The sequence below is a fragment of the Pseudomonas sp. KH_046_1 genome (assembly GCF_057839025.1).
This window is the reverse complement of record NZ_CM174481.1, coordinates 5,001,878-5,021,652: the sequence shown is the minus strand read 5'-3', so window position 1 is coordinate 5,021,652 and position 19,775 is coordinate 5,001,878. Positions and strand designations below refer to the sequence as shown.

Annotated in this window: 16 protein-coding genes and 1 pseudogene; 3 read left to right on the top strand and 14 right to left on the bottom strand. The window is 59.9% G+C overall.

Annotation, left to right across the window (positions count from 1 at the left end):
* Positions 1–94: 94 nt before the first annotated feature.
* The 5 genes from AC3IT9_RS22980 to arcD (AC3IT9_RS22960) form a co-directional block, all read right to left on the bottom strand.
* The gene (locus tag AC3IT9_RS22980; RefSeq protein ID WP_150757912.1) at positions 95–457 is read right to left on the bottom strand and encodes a DUF5064 family protein; all 363 of its coding nucleotides are present in this window, start codon (positions 455–457) and stop codon (positions 95–97) included.
* A gap of 63 nt (positions 458–520) precedes the next feature.
* The gene (gene arcC / locus AC3IT9_RS22975) at positions 521–1,450 is read right to left on the bottom strand and encodes a carbamate kinase (protein WP_150726702.1); all 930 of its coding nucleotides are present in this window, start codon (positions 1,448–1,450) and stop codon (positions 521–523) included.
* Positions 1,451–1,638: 188 nt separating this feature from the next.
* On the bottom strand, positions 1,639–2,649 hold the full coding sequence (locus AC3IT9_RS22970) for an ornithine carbamoyltransferase (RefSeq protein ID WP_046042231.1): 1,011 nt from the start codon (positions 2,647–2,649) through the stop codon (positions 1,639–1,641).
* Between the two features lie 81 nt (positions 2,650–2,730).
* Positions 2,731–3,987 carry an arginine deiminase gene (gene arcA / locus AC3IT9_RS22965; protein ID WP_150757911.1) on the bottom strand — a complete coding sequence of 419 codons (1,257 nt, stop codon included), beginning with the start codon at positions 3,985–3,987 and terminating at the stop codon, positions 2,731–2,733.
* A 51-nt stretch (positions 3,988–4,038) separates the two neighbouring features.
* On the bottom strand, positions 4,039–5,466 hold the full coding sequence (gene arcD, locus AC3IT9_RS22960; protein WP_150754443.1) for an arginine-ornithine antiporter: 1,428 nt from the start codon (positions 5,464–5,466) through the stop codon (positions 4,039–4,041).
* A 440-nt stretch (positions 5,467–5,906) separates the two neighbouring features.
* Here arcD (AC3IT9_RS22960) and arcD (AC3IT9_RS22955) point away from each other — a divergent pair, with 440 nt between their 5' ends.
* Complete coding sequence (arcD, locus tag AC3IT9_RS22955) at positions 5,907–7,334, top strand: arginine-ornithine antiporter (RefSeq protein WP_150754442.1); 1,428 nt, start codon at positions 5,907–5,909, stop codon at positions 7,332–7,334.
* Entirely contained in the window at positions 7,331–8,194 is an 864-nt protein-coding gene (locus tag AC3IT9_RS22950) for a DNA-3-methyladenine glycosylase family protein (protein WP_150754441.1), read from the top strand. Before arcD (AC3IT9_RS22955) ends, AC3IT9_RS22950 begins: the two co-directional genes overlap by 4 nt.
* Before the next feature lie 130 nt (positions 8,195–8,324).
* Here the strand turns inward: AC3IT9_RS22950 and AC3IT9_RS22945 are convergent, their stop codons facing one another.
* The 3 genes and pseudogenes from AC3IT9_RS22945 to AC3IT9_RS22935 all read right to left on the bottom strand — a co-directional run.
* Positions 8,325–9,674 (bottom strand): CoA transferase, encoded by a 1,350-nt coding sequence (locus AC3IT9_RS22945; RefSeq protein ID WP_489271102.1) that lies wholly within the window; start codon positions 9,672–9,674, stop codon positions 8,325–8,327.
* Between the two features lie 172 nt (positions 9,675–9,846).
* Positions 9,847–10,602, bottom strand: coding sequence for a methyl-accepting chemotaxis protein (locus AC3IT9_RS22940; RefSeq protein ID WP_412070957.1), 756 nt, complete (start codon positions 10,600–10,602; stop codon positions 9,847–9,849).
* A gap of 102 nt (positions 10,603–10,704) precedes the next feature.
* A pseudogene (locus AC3IT9_RS22935) lies at positions 10,705–11,721 on the bottom strand (methyl-accepting chemotaxis protein); the annotation flags it as partial.
* A 564-nt stretch (positions 11,722–12,285) separates the two neighbouring features.
* On the opposite strand from AC3IT9_RS22935, the gene AC3IT9_RS22930 reads away from it, so the two are divergent.
* Positions 12,286–13,236, top strand: coding sequence for a hypothetical protein (locus AC3IT9_RS22930; RefSeq protein WP_151213926.1), 951 nt, complete (start codon positions 12,286–12,288; stop codon positions 13,234–13,236).
* A 62-nt stretch (positions 13,237–13,298) separates the two neighbouring features.
* Here AC3IT9_RS22930 and AC3IT9_RS22925 read toward each other — a convergent pair whose 3' ends face one another.
* The 6 genes from AC3IT9_RS22925 to AC3IT9_RS22900 form a co-directional block, all read right to left on the bottom strand.
* Positions 13,299–14,033 (bottom strand): hypothetical protein, encoded by a 735-nt coding sequence (locus tag AC3IT9_RS22925; RefSeq protein WP_150726694.1) that lies wholly within the window; start codon positions 14,031–14,033, stop codon positions 13,299–13,301.
* Positions 14,034–14,180: 147 nt separating this feature from the next.
* Positions 14,181–14,570 carry a YbaN family protein gene (locus AC3IT9_RS22920; RefSeq protein WP_489271101.1) on the bottom strand — a complete coding sequence of 130 codons (390 nt, stop codon included), beginning with the start codon at positions 14,568–14,570 and terminating at the stop codon, positions 14,181–14,183.
* A gap of 147 nt (positions 14,571–14,717) precedes the next feature.
* Positions 14,718–15,326, bottom strand: coding sequence for a biliverdin-producing heme oxygenase (locus AC3IT9_RS22915; RefSeq protein ID WP_489271100.1), 609 nt, complete (start codon positions 15,324–15,326; stop codon positions 14,718–14,720).
* Positions 15,327–15,440: 114 nt separating this feature from the next.
* Complete coding sequence (locus tag AC3IT9_RS22910; RefSeq protein ID WP_489271099.1) at positions 15,441–18,005, bottom strand: TonB-dependent receptor; 2,565 nt, start codon at positions 18,003–18,005, stop codon at positions 15,441–15,443.
* A 122-nt stretch (positions 18,006–18,127) separates the two neighbouring features.
* Positions 18,128–19,093: a FecR family protein gene (locus AC3IT9_RS22905; protein WP_150754434.1), complete on the bottom strand. Its 966-nt coding sequence runs from the start codon at positions 19,091–19,093 to the stop codon at positions 18,128–18,130.
* A 119-nt stretch (positions 19,094–19,212) separates the two neighbouring features.
* Complete coding sequence (locus AC3IT9_RS22900; RefSeq protein ID WP_150754433.1) at positions 19,213–19,731, bottom strand: RNA polymerase sigma factor; 519 nt, start codon at positions 19,729–19,731, stop codon at positions 19,213–19,215.
* Between the last annotated feature and the right edge of the window lie 44 nt (positions 19,732–19,775).

The following is a 19,775-nucleotide window of genomic DNA, read 5'->3' as shown; positions in this document are numbered from 1 at the left end:
GACTGATACACCGCTTTCGCGAGCAAGCCCGCTCCCACAGGGATCGGCGGTGTTCACAGAATCTGAGCCCGCCACCAATTGGCTGTGGGAGGGGTTATTCCAGGTGCTCGGGTTTGACCGGGTCGCCCGATTTCATGTTCAACTGCACCCGCACATCCTCGAACATCGCGTCGTAATGCTTGTGGACCGAACCGATGTTGCTATGGGTTTTCGGGATGCCATGCTTCTCGGCAATCTTGGTGACGTTGCTGGCGAAGTTGTAGGCCATGTCCTTGGGCAGGAAGAACGACTCGCTCATGTCCTTGTTCTGAATGCTGCCGTGCATCTTGAACAGCATCCCTTTGCCTTCCTTGGGATCCTGGCTGACTTCATAGTCGAGGTAGATGTTGTAGCTGACGTCATCCTTGTTCAGCGCGTGTCGCTCGATGTGCAGGTGACCCGGCTCGAACGTTGCCATTGTTGACTCTCCTTCAAAAGATCTTGAATCAGGACAGGCCTCAGGCTTGCCCCGCAGTTTCGGTTACTGATAGCTGATGCCCGGTGTCGCCGTACTGATGCGCGTGCCGGCCTTGCCCTGGACGATCGCTTCGATGTCCGCGAGCGAACCGATCACTGCGACTTTTCCAGTATGGCGTGCGAATTCGCAGGCTGCCTGCACCTTCGGTCCCATGGAGCCGGCGGCGAAACCGAGTTTTTCCATTTCGTCGGGGTGCGCCTGGGCGATGGCTTTCTGCGTGGGTTTGCCAAAGTCGATGAAGGCGGCGTTGACGTCGGTGGCGATCACCAGCAGATCGGCTTCAAGCTGTTCGGCCAGCAGCGCCGAACACAGGTCCTTGTCGATGACCGCTTCGACGCCCTCGAGTTTGCCGGGCGAGGTATACATGGTCGGAATGCCGCCACCGCCGGCGCAGATCACGATGCTGCTTTTTTCCAGCAGCCATTTGATCGGACGGATTTCGAAGATGCGCTTCGGTTTCGGGCTGGCGACCACGCGGCGGTATTTGTCGCCGTCCGGGGCAATGGCCCAGCCTTTCTCGGCGGCGAGTTGTTCCGCCTCGGCCTTGCTGTAGACCGGGCCGATGGGTTTGGTGGGGTTCTTGAAGGCCGGGTCATTGGCATCGACTTCGACCTGGGTCAGCAGGGTCGCGAAGGGCACTTCGAAGTCCAGCAGGTTACCCAGTTCCTGTTCGATGATGTAGCCGATCATGCCTTCGGTCTCGGCACCGAGCACGTCCAGCGGATAGGGTGAAACCGAGGTGTAGGCCGCCGCTTGCAATGACAGCAGGCCGACCTGAGGGCCATTGCCGTGGGCGATGACCAGTTGGTTGCCGGGATGGATCTTGGCGATCTGTTCGGTGGCGATCCGGATGTTGGCGCGCTGGTTGTCAGCGGTCATGGGTTCGCCCCGGCGGAGCAGGGCATTACCGCCCAGAGCAACGACGATACGCATGGTGCAGTCCTTCTAAACAGAGAAGTCACAAACAACTCGATCTCCCGGTTGGAATCGGGCCAGTGTGGGAGCGGGCTTGCTCGCGAAGACGGAGTGTCAGTCGACATCATTGTTGTCTGATACACCGCTTTCGCGAGCAAGCCCGCTCCCACATTGACCGCGTTGCGTCAGCGGGAGCGAGTCAGCCGTTAGAGATCCGCCAGCGTCGACACCAGAATCGCCTTGATGGTGTGCATGCGGTTTTCCGCTTGCTCGAAGGCGATACAGGCTGGCGACTCGAACACGTCATCGGTCACTTCGATGCCGTTCTTCAGGTGCGGGTACTGCTCGGCAATCTGCTTGCCGATCTTGGTGTCGCTGTTGTGGAACGCCGGCAGGCAGTGCATGAACTTGGTGCGCGGGTTGCCGGTGGCTTTCATCAGTTCGGCGTTGACCTGATACGGCAGCAGTTGCTGGATGCGCTCGGCCCAGGCTTCGACTGGCTCGCCCATCGACACCCACACATCGGTATGGATGAAGTCCACACCTTTGACGGCGGCTTTCGGGTCTTCGGTGAGGGTGATGCGCGCGCCGCTTTCTTCTGCGTACTGTTTGCAGCGGGCCACCAGGTCGTCCGCCGGCCACAGGGCTTTGGGCGCGCAGATGCGCACGTCCATGCCGAGCTTGGCGCCAATCAGCAACAGGGAATTACCCATGTTGTTGCGCGCGTCGCCCAGGTAGGCGTAGCTGATCTCGTGGATCGGCTTGTCGGCGTGTTCACGCATGGTCAGCACGTCGGCGATCATTTGCGTCGGGTGATACTCGTCAGTGAGGCCGTTGAACACCGGCACGCCGGCGAATTTGGCCAGTTCCTCGACGATTTCCTGCTTGAAGCCACGGTACTCGATGGCGTCGTACATGCGCCCGAGCACGCGGGCGGTGTCCTTCATGCTTTCCTTGTGGCCGATCTGCGAAGAGTTCGGGTCGATGTAGGTGACATTGGCGCCCTGGTCATAGGCGGCGACTTCGAACGCGCAGCGGGTGCGGGTCGAGGTTTTTTCGAAGATCAGCGCGATGTTGTTGCCCTTGAGATGCTGCTGTTCGGTGCCGGTGTACTTGGCACGCTTGAGGTCGCGGGACAGGTCGAGCAGGTAGCGCAATTCGCGAGGGGTGTGGTGTTCCAGGCTCAGCAGATTGCGGTTATGGATATTGAACGCCATTTTGGATCTCCTAAGGTGTCGGTTATCCCCTTGGCCTGGGCATGCCCTTGAGTAGAGGGCAGCGCGAGCCAAGGCAATAGGTTAGTAGTCAATCGGGTCGCGGATGATCGGGCAGGTCATGCAATGGCCGCCGCCCCGTCCCCGGCCGAGTTCGCCGGCGCTGATGGTGATCACTTCCACGCCGGCCTTGCGCAGCAGGGTATTGGTGTAGGTATTGCGGTCGTAGCCGATGACCACGCCCGGTTCCACGGCCACCACGTTGTTGCCGTCGTCCCATTGCTCGCGTTCGGCGGCGAAGCTGTTGCCGCCGGTTTCCACCACGCGCAACGCTTTGAGGTTCAGGGCCTGGGCGACGGTGTCGAGGAAGTTGGTTTCTTCGCGACGGATGTCGATGCCGCCCGCCTTGCTTTCGTCGGGACGCAGGGTGAAGGCGACAATCTGGTTCACCACTTCCGGGAAGATCGTGACGAGGTCGCGATCGCAGAAGCTGAACACCGTGTCCAGGTGCATCGCCGCGCGGGATTTCGGCAGGCCGGCGACGATCACTTTCTCGACGGCCTTGTTTTTGAACAGGTTCACCGCCAGTTGGGCAATGGCCTGGCGCGACGAGCGTTCGCCCATGCCGATCAACACCACGCCGTTGCCGATCGGCATCACATCACCGCCCTCAAGGGTGGAGTTGCCATGTTCTTTGTCCGGGTCGCCGTACCAGATCTGGAAGTCGGCGTTGGTGAACTCGGGGTGGAACTTGTAGATGGCGGTGGTCAGCAGGGTTTCCTGACGGCGCGCCGGCCAGTACATCGGGTTGAGGGTGACGCCACCGTAGATCCAGCAGGTGGTATCGCGGGTGAACTGGGTGTTGGGCAGCGGCGGCAGGATGAAGCTGGAGTTGCCGAGGAAGTCGCGGAACATCTCGATGGCCTTGCCACCGAAACTGGTGGGCAAATCATCGCCCGAGACACCACCGATCAGGAACTCGGCGATCTTGCGCGGCTCCAGGCTGCGCAGCCACGAGGCCGTTTCGTTGATCAGGCCCAGGCCCACCGAATTGGCGGTGATCTTGCGTTCCAGAATCCAGTCCAGGGCTTCGGGGATGGCGACGATGTCGGTCAGCAGGTTGTGCATTTCCAGCACATCGATGTTGCGTTCGCGCATCTTGGTGACGAAGTCGAAGTGGTCACGTTTGGCCTGGGCCACCCACAGCACATCATCGAACAGCAGTTCATCGCAGTTGTTCGGGGTCAGCCGCTGATGGGCCAGGCCTGGGGAGCAAACCATGACTTTGCGCAGTTTGCCGGCTTCGGAATGGACGCCGAACTTAACTTTTTCCTTGGTCATTACAGTGATCCTCCAGATGACAAAAAAGGGTAGTGCTCCTGGAAACAGGGGCTAAAGGGTCAGGAAACCGTCGTAGAGACCGTAGGCCGCCACCACGGCGCCGACGACCACCGCAGCGAAGAGCAGCTTCTCGACGTTGGTGAAAACCGGTTTGTTGATTTCCAGCTTGGCCTTGGCGAACAGGATCACGCCGGGGGCGTAGAGCAGGGCGGACAGCAGCAGGTACTTGATGCCGCCGGCGTACAGCAGCCAGATCGCGTAGATCAGGGCCACCGCACCGATGATCAGATCCTTGCGACGCTCGCCCGCCGCGCCTTCGTAGCTTTCGCCACGCACCGCCAACAGCAAGGCGTAGGCCGCCGACCACAGGTAAGGCACCAGGATCATCGAGGTGGCGAGGTAGATCAGCGACAGGTAAGTGCTGGCCGAGAACAGCGTGATGATCAAGAAAACCTGGACCATGGCGTTGGTCAGCCACAGGGCGTTGACCGGTACATGGTTGGCGTTTTCCTTGCGCAAAAACGCCGGCATGGTGTGGTCCTTGGCGGCGGCGAACATGATCTCCGCGCACAGCAGCACCCACGACAGCAACGCCCCCAGCAACGAGATGATCAAACCGACACTGATCAGCACCGCACCCCAGTGACCGACCACGTGCTCCAGCACGGCGGCCATCGACGGGTTCTGCAACTTGGCCAGTTCCGGCTGGGTCATGATCCCCAGCGACAGCACGTTGACCAGGACCAAAAACAGCAGCACGGTGACGAAGCCGATCACGGTGGCTTTACCCACATCGCTGCGTTTTTCCGCCCGGGCCGAAAAGATGCTCGCGCCTTCGATGCCGATGAACACCCACACGGTGACCAGCATCATTTTGCGCACCTGGTCCATCACGCTGCCCAGGTCCGGGTTCTTCAGGCCCCAGATGTCGGCGGTGAAGATGTCCAGCTTGAAGGCGAACAACGCGATCAACATGAACAGCAGCAGCGGCACGATCTTGGCGACGGTGGTCACCAGGTTGATGAACGCTGCTTCCTTGATTCCTCGCAGTACGAGGAAATGTACGGCCCAGAGCAGCACCGAGGCACCGATCACGGCGGCAGGGGTATTCCCCTCCCCAAATAGCGGAAAGAAGTAGCCGAGCGTGCTGAACAGCAAGACGAAGTAGCCAACGTTGCCCAGCCAGGCACTGATCCAGTAGCCCCAGGCGGACGAGAAACCCATGTAGTCGCCGAAACCGGCCTTGGCGTAGGCGTAAACCCCGCCATCGAGATCGGGTTTGCGGTTGGCCAGGGTCTGGAACACGAACGCCAGGGTGAGCATGCCGACGGCGGTGATCGCCCAACCGATCAGAATGGCGCCGACATCCGCGCTGGCCGCCATGTTTTGTGGCAGGGAAAATATTCCGCCACCAATCATCGAACCCACGACTAACGCAACGAGCGCGCCGAGTTTCAGTTTTCCGGGAGCTTCAGACATTGCATGACTCCAATGCAGGAGAAGAGAGGCAACAGACTAATTCCGTTGACTGCTCAATCAGCTGACTTAGATCACTAAATGAGAGCGTTCCCAGTTTGTTGGCGGAGTGCCATCATTTACAGTGTTGCTGCCTGTAATGCCTGTTCTAGAGCCTTTTTCAGTTTGTTTTAGCACTTTTGGTATTTGTTTCGAATTATTACGCTAGTTGGGTTTTCAGAATCTGCAAGTTTTATTCATGCGTTTTTTGTACAGAATTGATGTATTAAAAATCCGTATAAAACAAATGATTATATCGGTGTCAAAATAGCCATTTTGTGCAAGTAAAAAAGAGGCTTGTTGGCGTTATCCAATAAACGTTATTACTCTTCATCAGTTTAGTTGACGCCCGTTATGTGACGACTTCGCGGCAGTTGCCGCCCCCAAAAAATGGAGATGGAGCGATGTCGCAATCACCGAGCAAACTTCGCCTGAGCGCATTGATAGCGTTGGTGGTGGGTTCGATGATCGGTGGCGGGATTTTTTCCCTGCCGCAGAACATGGCGGCCAGGGCCGATGCCGGGGCGATCCTGATCGGTTGGGCTATCACTGCCGTCGGCATGCTCACCCTGGCGTTCGTGTTCCAGACCCTGGCCAATCGCAAGCCGGAGCTGGACTCCGGGGTGTACGCCTATGCCAAGGCCGGGTTTGGCGACTACATGGGCTTCTCGTCCGCCTGGGGCTACTGGATCAGCGCCTGGCTGGGCAACGTCGGCTACTTCGTGCTGCTGTTCAGCACGCTCGGTTATTTCGTTCCGGTCTTTGGCGAAGGCAACACGCCAATCGCCATCGTCTGCGCTTCGGTGCTGCTCTGGACTGTGCATTTTGTGGTGCTGCGCGGGATCAAGGAGGCGGCGTTCATCAACCAGGTGACCACCGTGGCCAAGATCGTGCCGCTGATCATGTTCATCGTGATTGCCGCCGTGGCGTTCAAGGCGGACATCTTTACCCTCGATATCTGGGGGCGCAACAACCCGGAGTTCGGCAGCGTGATGGATCAGGTTCGGCACATGATGCTGGTCACCGTGTTCGTGTTCATCGGTATCGAGGGTGCCAGTGTCTATTCGGCCCGGGCAGAGAAACGTTCCGACGTGGGCCGGGCGACGGTGATCGGGTTCATTGGGGTATTGGCGCTGCTGGTGCTGGTGAATGTGCTGTCGCTGGGGATCATGACCCAACCGGAACTGGCGAAACTGCAGAACCCCTCGCTGGCGGCGGTGCTTGAACATATCGTCGGCCCTTGGGGCGCGTTGCTGATCAGTGTCGGCCTGGCGGTCTCGCTGCTGGGGGCCTTGTTGTCCTGGGCGTTGCTGTGCGCCGAAATCCTGTTCGCCACGGCGAAAGACAAGACCATGCCGGCATTCCTGACCAAGGAAAACGCCAACCATGTGCCGGTCAATGCGATGTGGCTGACCAACTCGATGATTCAGTTGTTCTTGCTGATCACGCTGTTTTCCGCCGGCACCTACACCAGCCTGATTTATCTGGCGTCCTCGATGATTCTGGTGCCGTACCTGTGGTCGGCGGCCTATGCGGTGTTGTTGTGCGCACGGGGTGAAACCTATCAACAGGCACCCGCCGAGCGGATCAAGGACCTGCTGATCGGTGGCATCGCCCTGGGCTACGCGGTGTGGCTGCTGTATGCCGGCGGCCTGAAGTATTTGCTGCTGTCGGCGCTGCTGTATGCGCCGGGTGTGATCCTGTTCGCCAAGGCTCGCAATGAGCAGGGCAAACCACTGTTCACGGTGGTCGAGAAAGGCATTTTCACCTGTGTCATCGGTGGTGCGGGGCTGGCGGCTTATGGGTTGTACAGCGGCTTGCTCAGTCTGTGAAGGCGTTGCTGGCGTATCAACCACCCTATGACTGGCCGGCGATGCTGGGGTTCTTGTCGGCGCGAGCGATTGCTGGCCTGGAAACGGTGGTCGAGGGTGTCTACTCGCGCAGCATCGACTTGCATGGTGTTCACGGTACGTTTTCGATCCAGCCTGCTGCATCCGATGCACTGGAGCTGAATCTGGACTTTCCGGATGCTGCTGCCGTGCCCGAGATCGTTGCGCGAGTGCGGCGGATGTTCGATCTGGATGCCGACCTGTCCACGATTCACCGGCACCTGGCGGTTGATCCGCTGATGGCGCGGTTGATTGCCGAGCGCCCCGGGTTGCGTGTACCGGGGGCGTGGGATGGGCTGGAACTGGCGATCCGTGCGGTATTGGGGCAGCAGATTACGGTGGTGGCGGCGATCCGGTTGGCGGGCAAACTGGTTGCGCAGTACGGCACGCCGTTAAGTTCAGCACTGCCGGGATTGACCCATGTTTTTCCCCAGGTCAGCGTTTTGGCAGACGCAGATCTGGCAGCGCTGGGCATGCCGAAGAGCCGAGGCCGGACCTTGTCGGGGGTGGCTCAGGCACTGCTCGATGATCCGCGATTGTTTGAGGCCGGTCGGGAGGGGGGCGTAGTGCGGTTGCTGGCCTTGCACGGGATTGGTGACTGGACGGCGCAATACATTGCCTTGCGTCAGTTGCGGGAGATGGATGGGTTTCCTAATGGCGACGTGGGGTTGATCAACGCGTTGGCGGCGCTGGAAGGTGGGCCGGTGACAGCCAGGCAGCTTTTGGCGCGAGCTGAAAGCTGGCGGCCTTATCGAGGGTATGCGGCGCAGGTGCTGTGGACTTCGTTGAGTCGGGCGGACTGAGCGGGAGCGAGTTTAGTGTTGTCTCCACTGGCGCCATCGCGAGCAGGCTCGCTCCCACATTTGATCGCGGTTGGCCGGGAAAACCCGGTCACCTGTGGGAGCGAGCCTGCTCGCGATAGCTATCTGAAAGTCACCACCACTGCGCGGGATGTGAACCCAGTTCAGTCGCGGGCAATGCCCACTGTAGCGGCGTCCCGATGATCTTCAATGGAGCGTGCAACCGATGCGCCGGCCCCCACGGAGTCTGCTCCACCATCAACCCCTGATCCTGCTCATCCTCCGTGCGTAAAGCCTCATCCGTCCCCGGCCCATGCTCGATCAACAACCTCGCCGTACGCGCCAACGACAATCGCGCCGAGCCCCCCGTACCGTCGTTCAACCGCTGCGCCAACAACCTGATCGCACTGGCCGCCATCAAGTACCCGGTGGCGTGATCGAGGGCCTGTACCGGCAATGGCGTCGGCTTGTCCGCCTGCTTCCAGCGCATGCCCGCTTCGGCAATGCCACTGCTCATCTGCACCAGGCTGTCGAAGCCCCGCCGGTTTTGCCAGGGCCCGCTCCAGCCATAGGCGTTGAGGCAAACATCGATCAGGCCGGGGTTCAGTTGCCGGCGCTCATTCATGCCCAGGCCAAGTCGCTCCAGCGCATCGGCGCGATAGCCGTGGAGCAGGATGTCGGCGTCCTTGAGCAGGCATTCGAATACCGCGTGGTCGGACTTGTCGTTCAAATCAAGACGCGCGCAGCGTTTTCCCAACGTGACTTCCGGCACCACCCCCGGCTCGTTCCAGGTCGGCGGATCGATGCGCAAGACATCGGCGCCCAGGCCGGCCAGAAAGCGACTGGCGATGGGGCCTGCCAGTACTCGGGTCAAGTCCAGCACCTTGATGCCGGCCAGTGGTCGAGCCACTGAACCTGTCCACGGTTTGCTGTTCTGGCTTGGGTGGTTGGCGAACAGAATCAAGGGTTCGACATTTACTGCCTGGCCTTGAGGGTGGGTTTGCCATTGTTCCCAAGTGCGCATTTCGGCGGCGCAACCACCGGCATCGACCACCGCCTGCTCCAGCTCGCTTTTCGCCCATCGGGCCACTTGGCCGGCCATCGCTGCGCGGTCGACACAGGCACCCAGCACGCTTTCGGCAGCGGCGCGGTGATGGGGCGCGTTGGTGTGCAGGCGAATCCAGCCATCGCGGGTGGCGTAGTCACCGGCGATCGGGTCCCACAACGGCGGAACGCTCCATCCAAGCGGGCGAATCGAGGTTGCGAACCAGAATGATGCGAGGCGTCGGTCGACCTCAAGACCGGGCAGGTGCCCGGTTTGCTGGTGCAGCAGTTCGCTGGCGGCCTGGCCGGCGGCAGCGATGCTGGCGCAGGCCAGGTCCGTGACGGCAAACGCCGAGGGCAGGGCGCCGCTGGAGGTGAATGGAATCGGGGTGTGAGGCAAACCGAGTGCGGCTTGAATGGACGTGAGCAGATCAGTCATCGAAGGGCCCTCTGGAGTGAGAGCCAGATCTTAGTCCAAAACATGGCCGGATCATGTGAAACCTTGTGGGAGCGAGCCTGCTCGCGAAGGCGGTGTGTCAGCCGCATTGATGTTGCATGGGCTGCCGTCTTCGCGAGCAGGCTCGCTCCCACAGGGGGGATGTGGCGATTTTTTAAACGCGGAACTGATCCATCAACTTCATTTGCTGGGTGGTCAGGGAATTGAGCTGGCTGCTGATCTGCGCTGATTCGGTGGCCTGGCCGGTCAGGGTTTCGGTGACGGTGCGGATCGCCGAGACGTTGCGGTTGACCTCTTCGGCGACGGCGCTTTGCTGCTCGGCGGCGCTGGCGATTTGCAGGTTCATATCGCTGATCACGGTGACTGCGTCACTGATCTTGCTCAAGGCCTGGACCGCCTGCTGGATCTGCCCGGCGTTGCTGTGGGCCTGGGTCTGGCTTGAGTGCATGGTGGCGACCACGCCGCGGGTGCCGCTCTGGATGCGTTCGATCACCAGTCGAATTTCTTCCACCGAATCCTGGGTACGCTTGGCCAGGTTGCGCACTTCATCGGCGACCACCGCGAAGCCACGACCACTTTCACCGGCACGGGCGGCTTCGATGGCGGCGTTGAGCGCCAGCAGGTTGGTTTGTTCGGCGATGCTGCGAATCACCTCCAGCACCGAACCGATCTGCTCGCTGTTGACCGCGAGGGCTTCGACTTCGGTCACGGCCTTGCTGACTTCTTCGGCCAGTTGATTGATGTCGCGGGTACTGCGCTCGATGATCGACATGCCGTCGCGGGCTGACTGGTCGGCGCCCTTGGCGGCGTTGGCCGCGCTCGAGGCGCTGTTGGCGACATCGTGGGCGGTGGCGCTCATTTCGTTGGACGCGGTGGCGACCTGGTCGATTTCGCGGAACTGCACCTGCATGCCTTCACTGGTCTGGCGGGCGATTTCCGACGACTGGTCGGCGGTGCCACGGGCATCGGTGATGCTTTGCTTGATCTGCGCGATGGTCGGTTGCAGCTTGTCGAGGAAGCGGTTGAACCAGCTCACCAGTTCGCCCAACTCGTCCTGCTTGCTGTAGTGCAGGCGCTGGGTCAGGTCGCCGTCGCCACTGGCAATCGCCTTGAGCATGTCGGCCACGCTGTTGATCGGGCGGGTCACGCCAGACGCGGTGAGCCACATCAACAACAGCCCGAGCAGACCGGCAATCACCGCCACCGATAGTGCCTTGAGCGTGCCGCTTTGCTGGGCATCGTCGAGGACTGCTTGCAGCTTCACCGAATCGGCCAGCAGCACTTGTTTGGGCAGGTCGATCACCACGGCCCAGGCCTTGGCATCGGCAATCGGGCTGACCGGGTACACCGCACGGATCAGGTCGCCTTGCTGGAGAATCTTCGGCGCGCCATTGCCGAGCAATTGCAGGATGTCCTTGCCATCGCCGCCCAGGGTGTCACCGATGTTCTTGCCGACTTTACCGGCATCGACACTGTAGGCGGCCAGCACGCCAGTGCCGGAAACGATGAGCATGTGCCCGGCACTGTTGAACAGGTCGCGCTGGGAGTCGACCGCCGCCGCTTGCAGGGCGTCGAGGGCGATGTCGATGCCGACCACACCGATGGACTTGCCATCCACCAGCAGCGGTACGGAAATGGTGGTCATCAACACTTCCTTGCCGCCGACAGTATCGGCGTAGGGGTCGAGCAGGCAGGTGCGCTTGCTGTCCCGCGGGCAGGTGTACCAGACGTTGTACGGATTGCCGCTGAGGTTCAGGGTGGTTTTGGTCATGTCCTCTTCGACCATGATGGTGTTCAGCGACTCACCGCCGGCGCGGCTCCAGTAGGTGGCGAAACGGCCGATCTCGTTGGACTGGCGGGCCGCGTCGTTGGCGAATTCGCTGTCCTTACCGTCCAGCCCGTTGGGTTCAAACGCCAGCCAGATCCCCAGCACCTTGCTGTTGCGTTCGAAGGCGGTTTTCAGGCTCTGGTTCAACTCTTCACGCAGGGCGCCGGGCTCAAGCGAGCGCTTGGCGGCCAGGGTGCGCATGTCCTTGATCTGATCCGCCAGCGCGGTCACCACCGTCAGGGTTTCACCGAAGGTCTTCTGCACCCGCACCGCTTGCTCGGCGGCTTTGGCCTGGAGCAGGTCCTGCACGCTGGCGGTGAGCATTGTGCTGCTGGAATCGCTGACCAGATCATCGTTCTGATTGGTCTGGTAGATGTTCATGCCCACTATCAAGGCGACGACGCCCAGCAGGCACAGACCGGACAGCAGGACGATTTTCAGGCGGATGGACAGTGAGTCGAACATAGGGCGAACTCGCGAATGGATGAAGTGTTGGCTGTGGGCCATTGCGGCTCACTCGCTAAATCCATTTAGCGCCGATCAATGCACATCGGCGTGGCGTTGAGGTTACATGAGGGTCAACTCGACGAACGGTAGTGGTTGAACGTTTGCGCAGAAAAATGTGCCGAAAATGGGGGTAAAAAGAGGAAAAGTCACGGATGGACGGTAATCAATTTTGCATCGACGTCCAGGGTGCTTTTTGCGCTTTAAATGAAATTCACGAAATACATATGTACCGCTTCTCATTAAGGGCAGACCGATTAAATGCAGATGCCACCTCGGTGGAACGCTTCCGGAAGTTTTGGCTTCTGGCATCTGACAGTAAATAATGAGAAAGCCATCATGTGTATGACTTGCTTTAAAAGGACCGGGTTGCGCTCGGTGTTGTTTTTTTGGGGGATGTTATTGGCGGCAGGTGCGGCACCTGCCATGTCTTTTCTGAACTCGGCAGCTGTTTCGGGTATCGCCTCTCAAATACCCTCGGCGGCCACAGTACTGCCGGACAAACTGAACACCCTCGAGGACAGTCTGGCTGACGAAACGGATGTGAAGCATTACAGCTTCATGGCGGTGCGGGGGCAGGATGTGTGGATCCATGCGAGGGATCTGAACGACCGGCCATTGACGCTGGAATACAATCGCGATGGAAACTGGGCCGTAATCCCTTGGGGTACACCCTTAACGGTTTCTGGCTTGCAGCCGAGTCAGGAAGTTCAGGTTCGCATCTCTAAGAATCCATCTGCCCCGTTCGTGGCGGGTGATATCTACAAGCTCGAGTTTGGCTCAGCACCTTACTACGCCGACAGTCGCGTCCAGGGCGATACCGGTGATCTGCGGCACTACTGGGCGACTACGCAGGCCTACAGAGTCTTGAATTGGTCGGTCCGATTGAGGGATTCGACCGGGCAGCCGCTCGAAGGCGCTTCCGCTACTTTGAAATTGAACAAAGGGGCGGGTGAGCAAAAGTACTACCTTACAACGGACAGCACTGGTAGCGCCGCGCAAGCCCTTGAGTTGGGCAGGTGTTATGGCCAGTTGAAGTCTGATCCTTTCTGGACCAGCAGTGGCAAGTATCGCTATCAGTGGGAAGTTGAATACAACCTGGGGCATTGGTTGATTCAGGTTCAAGACAAAGAGGATTCAGGGGTGGGAGGTTACAACGTGCCGAACGTTTCATTCGCTCAGATCTGCTATCAAAACATGTTGCATAACTAGGTCTGTCATGTTTCCGGCAAAGCGCTCATGCACAGTCGCTTTGCCGGGCTTTTTTCAAACGATCAGGCTTCGATGTGCAATCCCTGCTTTTTCTCGCCCGGTTCCTTTTCGGCCTTTTTATGCAATTGATCCAGCCAGGAGTCTGTACTTCTCAGGTCCAGCGCGCCTTTGTTCAGCAATAAACCATAGTCAATCATCTTGTGGAAGTTGCTCAGGTCCAGATTCACCTTGCCCTCGAACTGTGGCTTATCCCGCTTGACCAGTTCGATCACGGCCTTGGCGTGCTTGAGGGTCAGGGATTGCAAGCCTTTGGCCTCGTTCAACAGGGCATTCAATATTTCCTCATCTCTGGCAGTCAGGGTGTTGGGCGGTGAAGTGACTTTCAGTTGACCGTCTTCGGTCACGGTGAAGCCCATTGGCTTATTGGCCAGGCCAGACCATTTACTCTGCAGATCTTTTTTAAAATCGGAGTAAATCCCTTCCATCTCACGGAGCATATCTCCTGCGCGGAGTTCGTTACCCCAAAGGATTACAGCTCTAAAACCCTTTATCTCATGACGTAGCCCACCAAGCCTTTCGTCTGGATCGGTCACACTTAAAAATTCCTCCAGCTCATCAAGGTTTTCGCTGGTGATATCTCTCTGACTAGGGGACCGGAGTTTCTCGATGGTCGACCACACCCTTTGCTCATTTATTACCGAGCCTTCGACTTGTTTCTCGGGTTGGGCGTTTTCCGTGTTCAGCGTCATTGCTTGCGGGTACGAAAATCGAAAATATGCAGCGGCACTTACATTCATGTCAGCTTCTCGTTGTGGGGTTTCATGGTGCTTAACGGCCAAACCCGGTCATGGATGACCTGATAAACACGTAGGAGAAATCCGAACAGGAAGTAGGTACTTTCAAGTGTGCCGTTGCCGGCTGTTACAGGGCAGTTTGAAGAGGTTTCAGGTGACTTGCGGCAGTGATTCCGGTCGTGACCAGATCCACAGATTGCCCAGCCCCATCCCGGCAATCGCCAGGTAAATCGGCCAACCGTGATCGAGCATCACCAGCATCAGACCGGCACACAACAACATGCTGACCGTGGCGCTGATTTTTGCCCGGCGCGCAATGATCTTGCCGTTGCGCCAGTTATGGAGGATGGGGCCGAACAGCCGGTGGTTTTCCAGCCAGGCACTCAGGCGTGGCGAACTGCGGGTCGCAGCCCAGGCAGCCAGCAGGATGAACTCGGTGGTTGGCAGGCCGGGTATGGCGATGGCGATCAGGCCGATGCCCAGGCTGACATAGGCCAGCAGGCCGAAGAGGAGGCGGGAGAGTTTTGAAGAGGTGGGCATGGGTTCAAGGGATTTCGTCGGATCTCGCAGACTTGCTCGGGCCTCTGTGGGAGCGAGCTTGCTCGCGATGGCGGAGTGTCAGTCGACATGTTTTTAATGTCAGACCGCAATCGCGAGCAAGCTCGCTCCCACAGGGGTGGTGGTGTGTCAGGCGATTTCTGGCGCGGTAGCGTAAGCCTGCTCCAGCAACACGGTGAAGCGGTTGAACGCGTCGACGGCGCCTTTTTCCACGTCGGCTTCTTCCTGGGCGCTGAATGCCAGGCCGTCCAGGGTCTTGACGAAGCGCTTCCAGCCTTCAGCGCGGCCACCGGCCGGTTCGCCGAGGTGGCGGGCACCGAAGGTTTCGCTCAGGCCAAGGCCCACGGCGCGCTTGATCAGGAACGCCGCGCCGAGCTTCGAACCTTCGGAGACGAAGATCCAGCCCAGGGCTTCGGCCTTGGTCGGGTTCTTCAGTGCACCGGCCACAGGTGCTGGCACCTCGGTGTCCAGGTCCGCGAGGTCGGCCCTGGCGGCATCGGCACGGCAGCGGGCCGGCAGGTCCGGGACGATGGCGGTCAGTTCGGCATCGTTGTACAGCGACACCAGTTCCGACTGGAACAGGTACTGCGCCACCACGAAGCGGGCGAAATTGGCCGGGGTTTCAAACGGGGCATGGGCCTTGACCAGGGCATCGAGCTTGCTGTGCGGCTCGTTGGTGATCTGGTTCAAACGTTGCGAACGCAGGTTGGGGCGTTGTTCGGTGGCCTGGGTAGTCATGGCAATTCCTTGGAGAAAGAAGAGGCGCTTGGTAACGAGACGAACAGCAAGGCGCCTGACAGTAAAAAATCCTCACCGGGCGGCTTGATGTAACCGCCCGGCGAGATGGGCGGATCAGATATCCCAGATCAGGTTGACCGCAAAGTTGCGACCCGGCTGGGTCAGGCGGTCTAGGTTGGCCGGTTGGGTCACCGAGGCTTCGCCGACGCTGTCGTAGCCGCGCACGTCATCCCACAGCCAGTACTTCTTGTCGGTGAGGTTGTAGACGCCGCCGCTGACGGTCACGTCGTCGGTCACTTTGTAGAACGCACTCAGGTCCAGAATGCCGAAACCGGGGGTCTTGAACTGGGTGCTGGTGCCGTCCGGGGTTTTGAAACTGGTACTGTCGACGCGGTCCTTCTTCTTCACCAGCGTCCAGCTGAGCAAGCCTCCGTAGGTGTCCTGGTCGTAGCCGAGGCCGAATACGCCGGTCAGCGGATTGACGCTGTTGAGCGGCTCGCCGTTGTCGTCGTTGCGACCGTAGGCATAGGCCACCGAGCCCTGGGTGTAGAGGCCTTGCGGCGCGCCGAAGGCGTCGAGGTTCAGGCGGCCCTTGACCTCGGCACCCTTGATGGTGGCGTGCTTGATGTTGTTGCTCTGGAACGTGGTCTCGGTGTAGCCCGGAGTGATGGCGTTCTCGTTGATGAAGTCGCGGTATTTGTTGTAGAACACCGCCACATCAAACGAGCCTTGCTCGAAGTTGCCGCGCAAACCTGTCTCGTAGCTTTTGCTCTTTTCCGGTTCGAGGTCCGGATTAGGCGCGACCTTATAGCCGCCAGCGATGTTTTCGAAACGACCGTACAACGCCTTGGCGGTCGGGGTGCGGAAGCCTTCGGCGTATTGGCCGTACCAGGTGTAGTGATCGTTGAAGCTGTAGGTGGTGCCGAACTTCGGCGACAGGCGATGCCAGGTCTTGGTCTCGTCGCTCACCGTGCCGTTGCGGCTCTGGTCGGCGGTGGCCAGGAACTCGTCGGTGATGTGTGGTTTGAGCTGGGTGTAGTCGTAGCGTGCACCGGGCAGGAAGGTCCAGTTGCCCCAGCTGATCTGATCCTGGGCGAACAGGGCGTAGCTGTTGATGGTCGGGTCCGGGAAGTCACTGGCGGGTGTCAGCGTGTCGCTGGCGCTCGGGGCACCAATGACACGGCAGGCGCCAGCTACGGTCAGGCAGGTGCCGGTACCGGTACGCAGGCCGGTAACTTTGTCCTGCTTGATGGTGGTGCCATAGGTGACGAGGTGTTCGGTGTCGGCAATGGCAAACGACTTGTCAGCCTGGGCGTCGAATACCCATTGGCGATCCTTGAAGTTGGTATCGCGGTTACGCAGCACGGTCCGCGACGGCGCGTAGATCTCTTCGGTGCTCTGGTCGGTCTTGGCGATCTGGTAGTTCAGCGTCCACTTGATGTTGTCAGCCAGTGCGCTGTCCAGGCCGAAGCTGTGTTCCAGGCCAAAGCGTTCGCGGGTGATCGTGTCGTTACCGGTACGGGACTTGTAGAAGCCCATACCGCGTCCGGCATTGAACGGGCCGCCCACTGCGCTCAATTGATTGGTGTCGCTGTCGGCCTTGTAATGCTCGTAGGTCAGGCCCAGGCGTGCGTCGTCGGCGTAATTCCAGCCCAGTTTGGCCAGCACGCTGGTGGTGCGCACGTCCTGGGGGTTGGCTTCAGTGCGGTTCAGGCCAGTGCCGCCAGTTTCGCCAAAGGACTCTGTTTCATGACCGTTGCGTTGACTGAGATGCAACAGGCCATCGAACTCGCCGGTACGGCCGGCGACGGTGCCGGAAGTCAGCCAGCTGTCGTCGGCGGAGCTGTAGCCGGTTTTCAGACGTGCGCCGACATCCTTGCCTGGCTTGATGATGTCGTCCGGGTCCAGCGTGTAGTAGCTGACCGCACCGCCAATGGCGCTGCTGCCATACAGCACCGACGCCGGGCCCCGGAGGATTTCCACACGCTTGACGATTTCCGGGTCGACATAGTTGCGGTTGGTCTGGGCATACGGGCCGTTGAAGAAACCGTCGGGCACCTGCACCCCGTCGACCTGGGTCAGCACGCGGTCGCCATCGATGCCGCGAATGTTGTAGCCCGTGATGCCAGCGCGTTGGCCTGCGCCGCCTACCGAAACACCGGGTTCGTAGCGCACCAGCTCCTTGATGGTATTGACGTTGTTGCGGTCCAGATCTTCGCGCGTGTAGACAGAGACCGTGCTCGGTACGCTGTTCACATCCTGCTCGTTACGGGTGGCGCTGATGGTCACCTGTTGCAGGTTGAGCGTGCTGCTACCACTGCGCTTTTCCAGCACGATGCTGTTGTTGCCCATTTTGCGATAGCCCAGGTTGGTCCCCACCAACAGGCGCTCCAGGGCTTTCTCCGGTGACAGCGAACCGCGTACTCCCGGCGAGGCCACACCTTGCGCCAGCTCCGACGACACGCCGACCTGCCAGCCCGTCACGGCGGTAAAGGCATTGAGTGCCGACACCAGTGATTGCTGGGGAATGGCGAACGAGTAGTCGCCCATTTTGCGGGTCGATTGCTCGGTGGCGTTGGCGGCCATGAGCGGTGCGGTACCGGCCATCAGGATGGCAGCGGTCAGCAGCGACAGCACGCGGGAAGGTGTAGGGGCTTGGTGGGTAAGGCGAGGGGACATCGATAGCGCTCCGTGTCGCACGAATCTTTATAGGTGCTGATTGGCATAGTGAGATGCGAATCAATTGCATTGGCTATAACGAGACGTACGGGGTTTGGCTATCGAGTAAAAATAATTCTCATTCAGTTCAGAATGACCAGCGCCGGGAATTCCTGGAGCCGGGCCGAGGTGATGTGTGCCAGGGAGCGAACCACGTCCAGCGGCTGATCGAGGCGGTAGTTGCCCGTTACGGTGATATCGGCCAACTGTTCATTGTTGTTGATGATCCAGCCCGGGTAGTAGCGGCGAAGTTCTGCCAGCACCTGGTTCAACGGGCAGTTTTCGAACACCAGGCGTCCCTGGACCCACGCCAGGTCGGTGGCGGCATCCAGCTTGGCCGGCCGGTCGAAGCCGTTGGGACCGATGCGAATGCTTTCCCCGGCGGACAAGCGCACCCGCGCATCATCCCGGGTGGCGCGCAAGTCGACATCGCCGCGTTGCACCCGCACCTGCGCCACACCGTCGAGGTAGCGCACGGCAAACGCGGTATCGCGAACGCTGGCCGTGACCGGGCCGGCGTCGATTTCCAGTGGTTGGCCGCGATTGGCCTGCACTTCGAAAAACGCTTCGCCCTGATACAGGCGGGCAACACGTTGCTGGTCGTTGATGGTGCTTGAGAACGCCGAATTGGTATTGAGCAAAACCCTGGAACCGTCCTCCAGTTGCAGGCGCTGACGCTCGCCGACCACGGTCAGGTGATCGGCCTGCAGGCGCATTGGCAAACTGCTGAAACTGAACAGCCCGAGCAGCAGCACGGCGGCGGTGGCCAGAGGTTTCCAGTGCGGACGCAGACGGGCGAGGACAGTGACTTTCGCCGGACGGGCGGCCAGGCTTTGCGCGCATTGCGCCACTTGCGGGCCGTCCCAGATCGCCTGGGCCTTGGCGAACGCCTGGGCATTCAACGGATCGGCGTCGAGCCATGCATGGAATTGGCGGCTCTGCTCCTCGTCGGGACTGCCAAGCACGATCAGCCAGTCCAGGGCCTGGTCCATCGCGCTTGCGGGGTCCTGCGCCGATGAAGGCTCAGGGGAGCGGTGGTTGTCCGTCACGGTGTTTCCTCGGCAGTGTCTGTGCACGGCTGTTTTTTAGTGAAGCGTAAAAGTGGGCCAAGGGTAGCAAAGCCCGATGATCAGCGCAGTCGGTCCAGATAAGCGCAGGGCCTTGGCGCTCAGTTGGCGTTCAAGCGATCGGCAACCCCGATGCAGATCGACATGATCAATTTGAGTTCTTTCTGCACGGTGCTGAGGGACACGTTCAGCTCGTCGGCGATTTCCTGGTAGCTGTGCCCGTGCAGGCGGCTGAGGATGAAAATTCGCTGTTGGCGGGCGCTGAGTTCACTGAGGCTCACGTTCAGGCGCTCCAGCAATTGTTCGGCGTGGGCGGCGTCTTCGGCGCTGCTGGTGGGGGCGGCGACGCTGTGCATCACCTCCTGCGGCACGTCCTCGACCATGGTGCGCGAATGGATGCGCCGCGCGCGCAAATGGTCCAGCGCCAGGTTGCGCGCCGTCTGGAAGACAAAGGGCTCAAGATGATCGATGGCCCGTTCGCTCAATGCACGGGTCACCCGCAGGTAGGTTTCCTGCAGGAGGTCTTCAGCAGTGCTGTGATTGTTGACCATCCGTTCCAGCGTGCGCAGCAGGGAGGTGCGCTGGGCGAGGAAAACGTGGTTGAAGCGCGACTGACTCACGGGAGAACCTGATCCATTTCGAGTAGATGATAATGCTTATCATC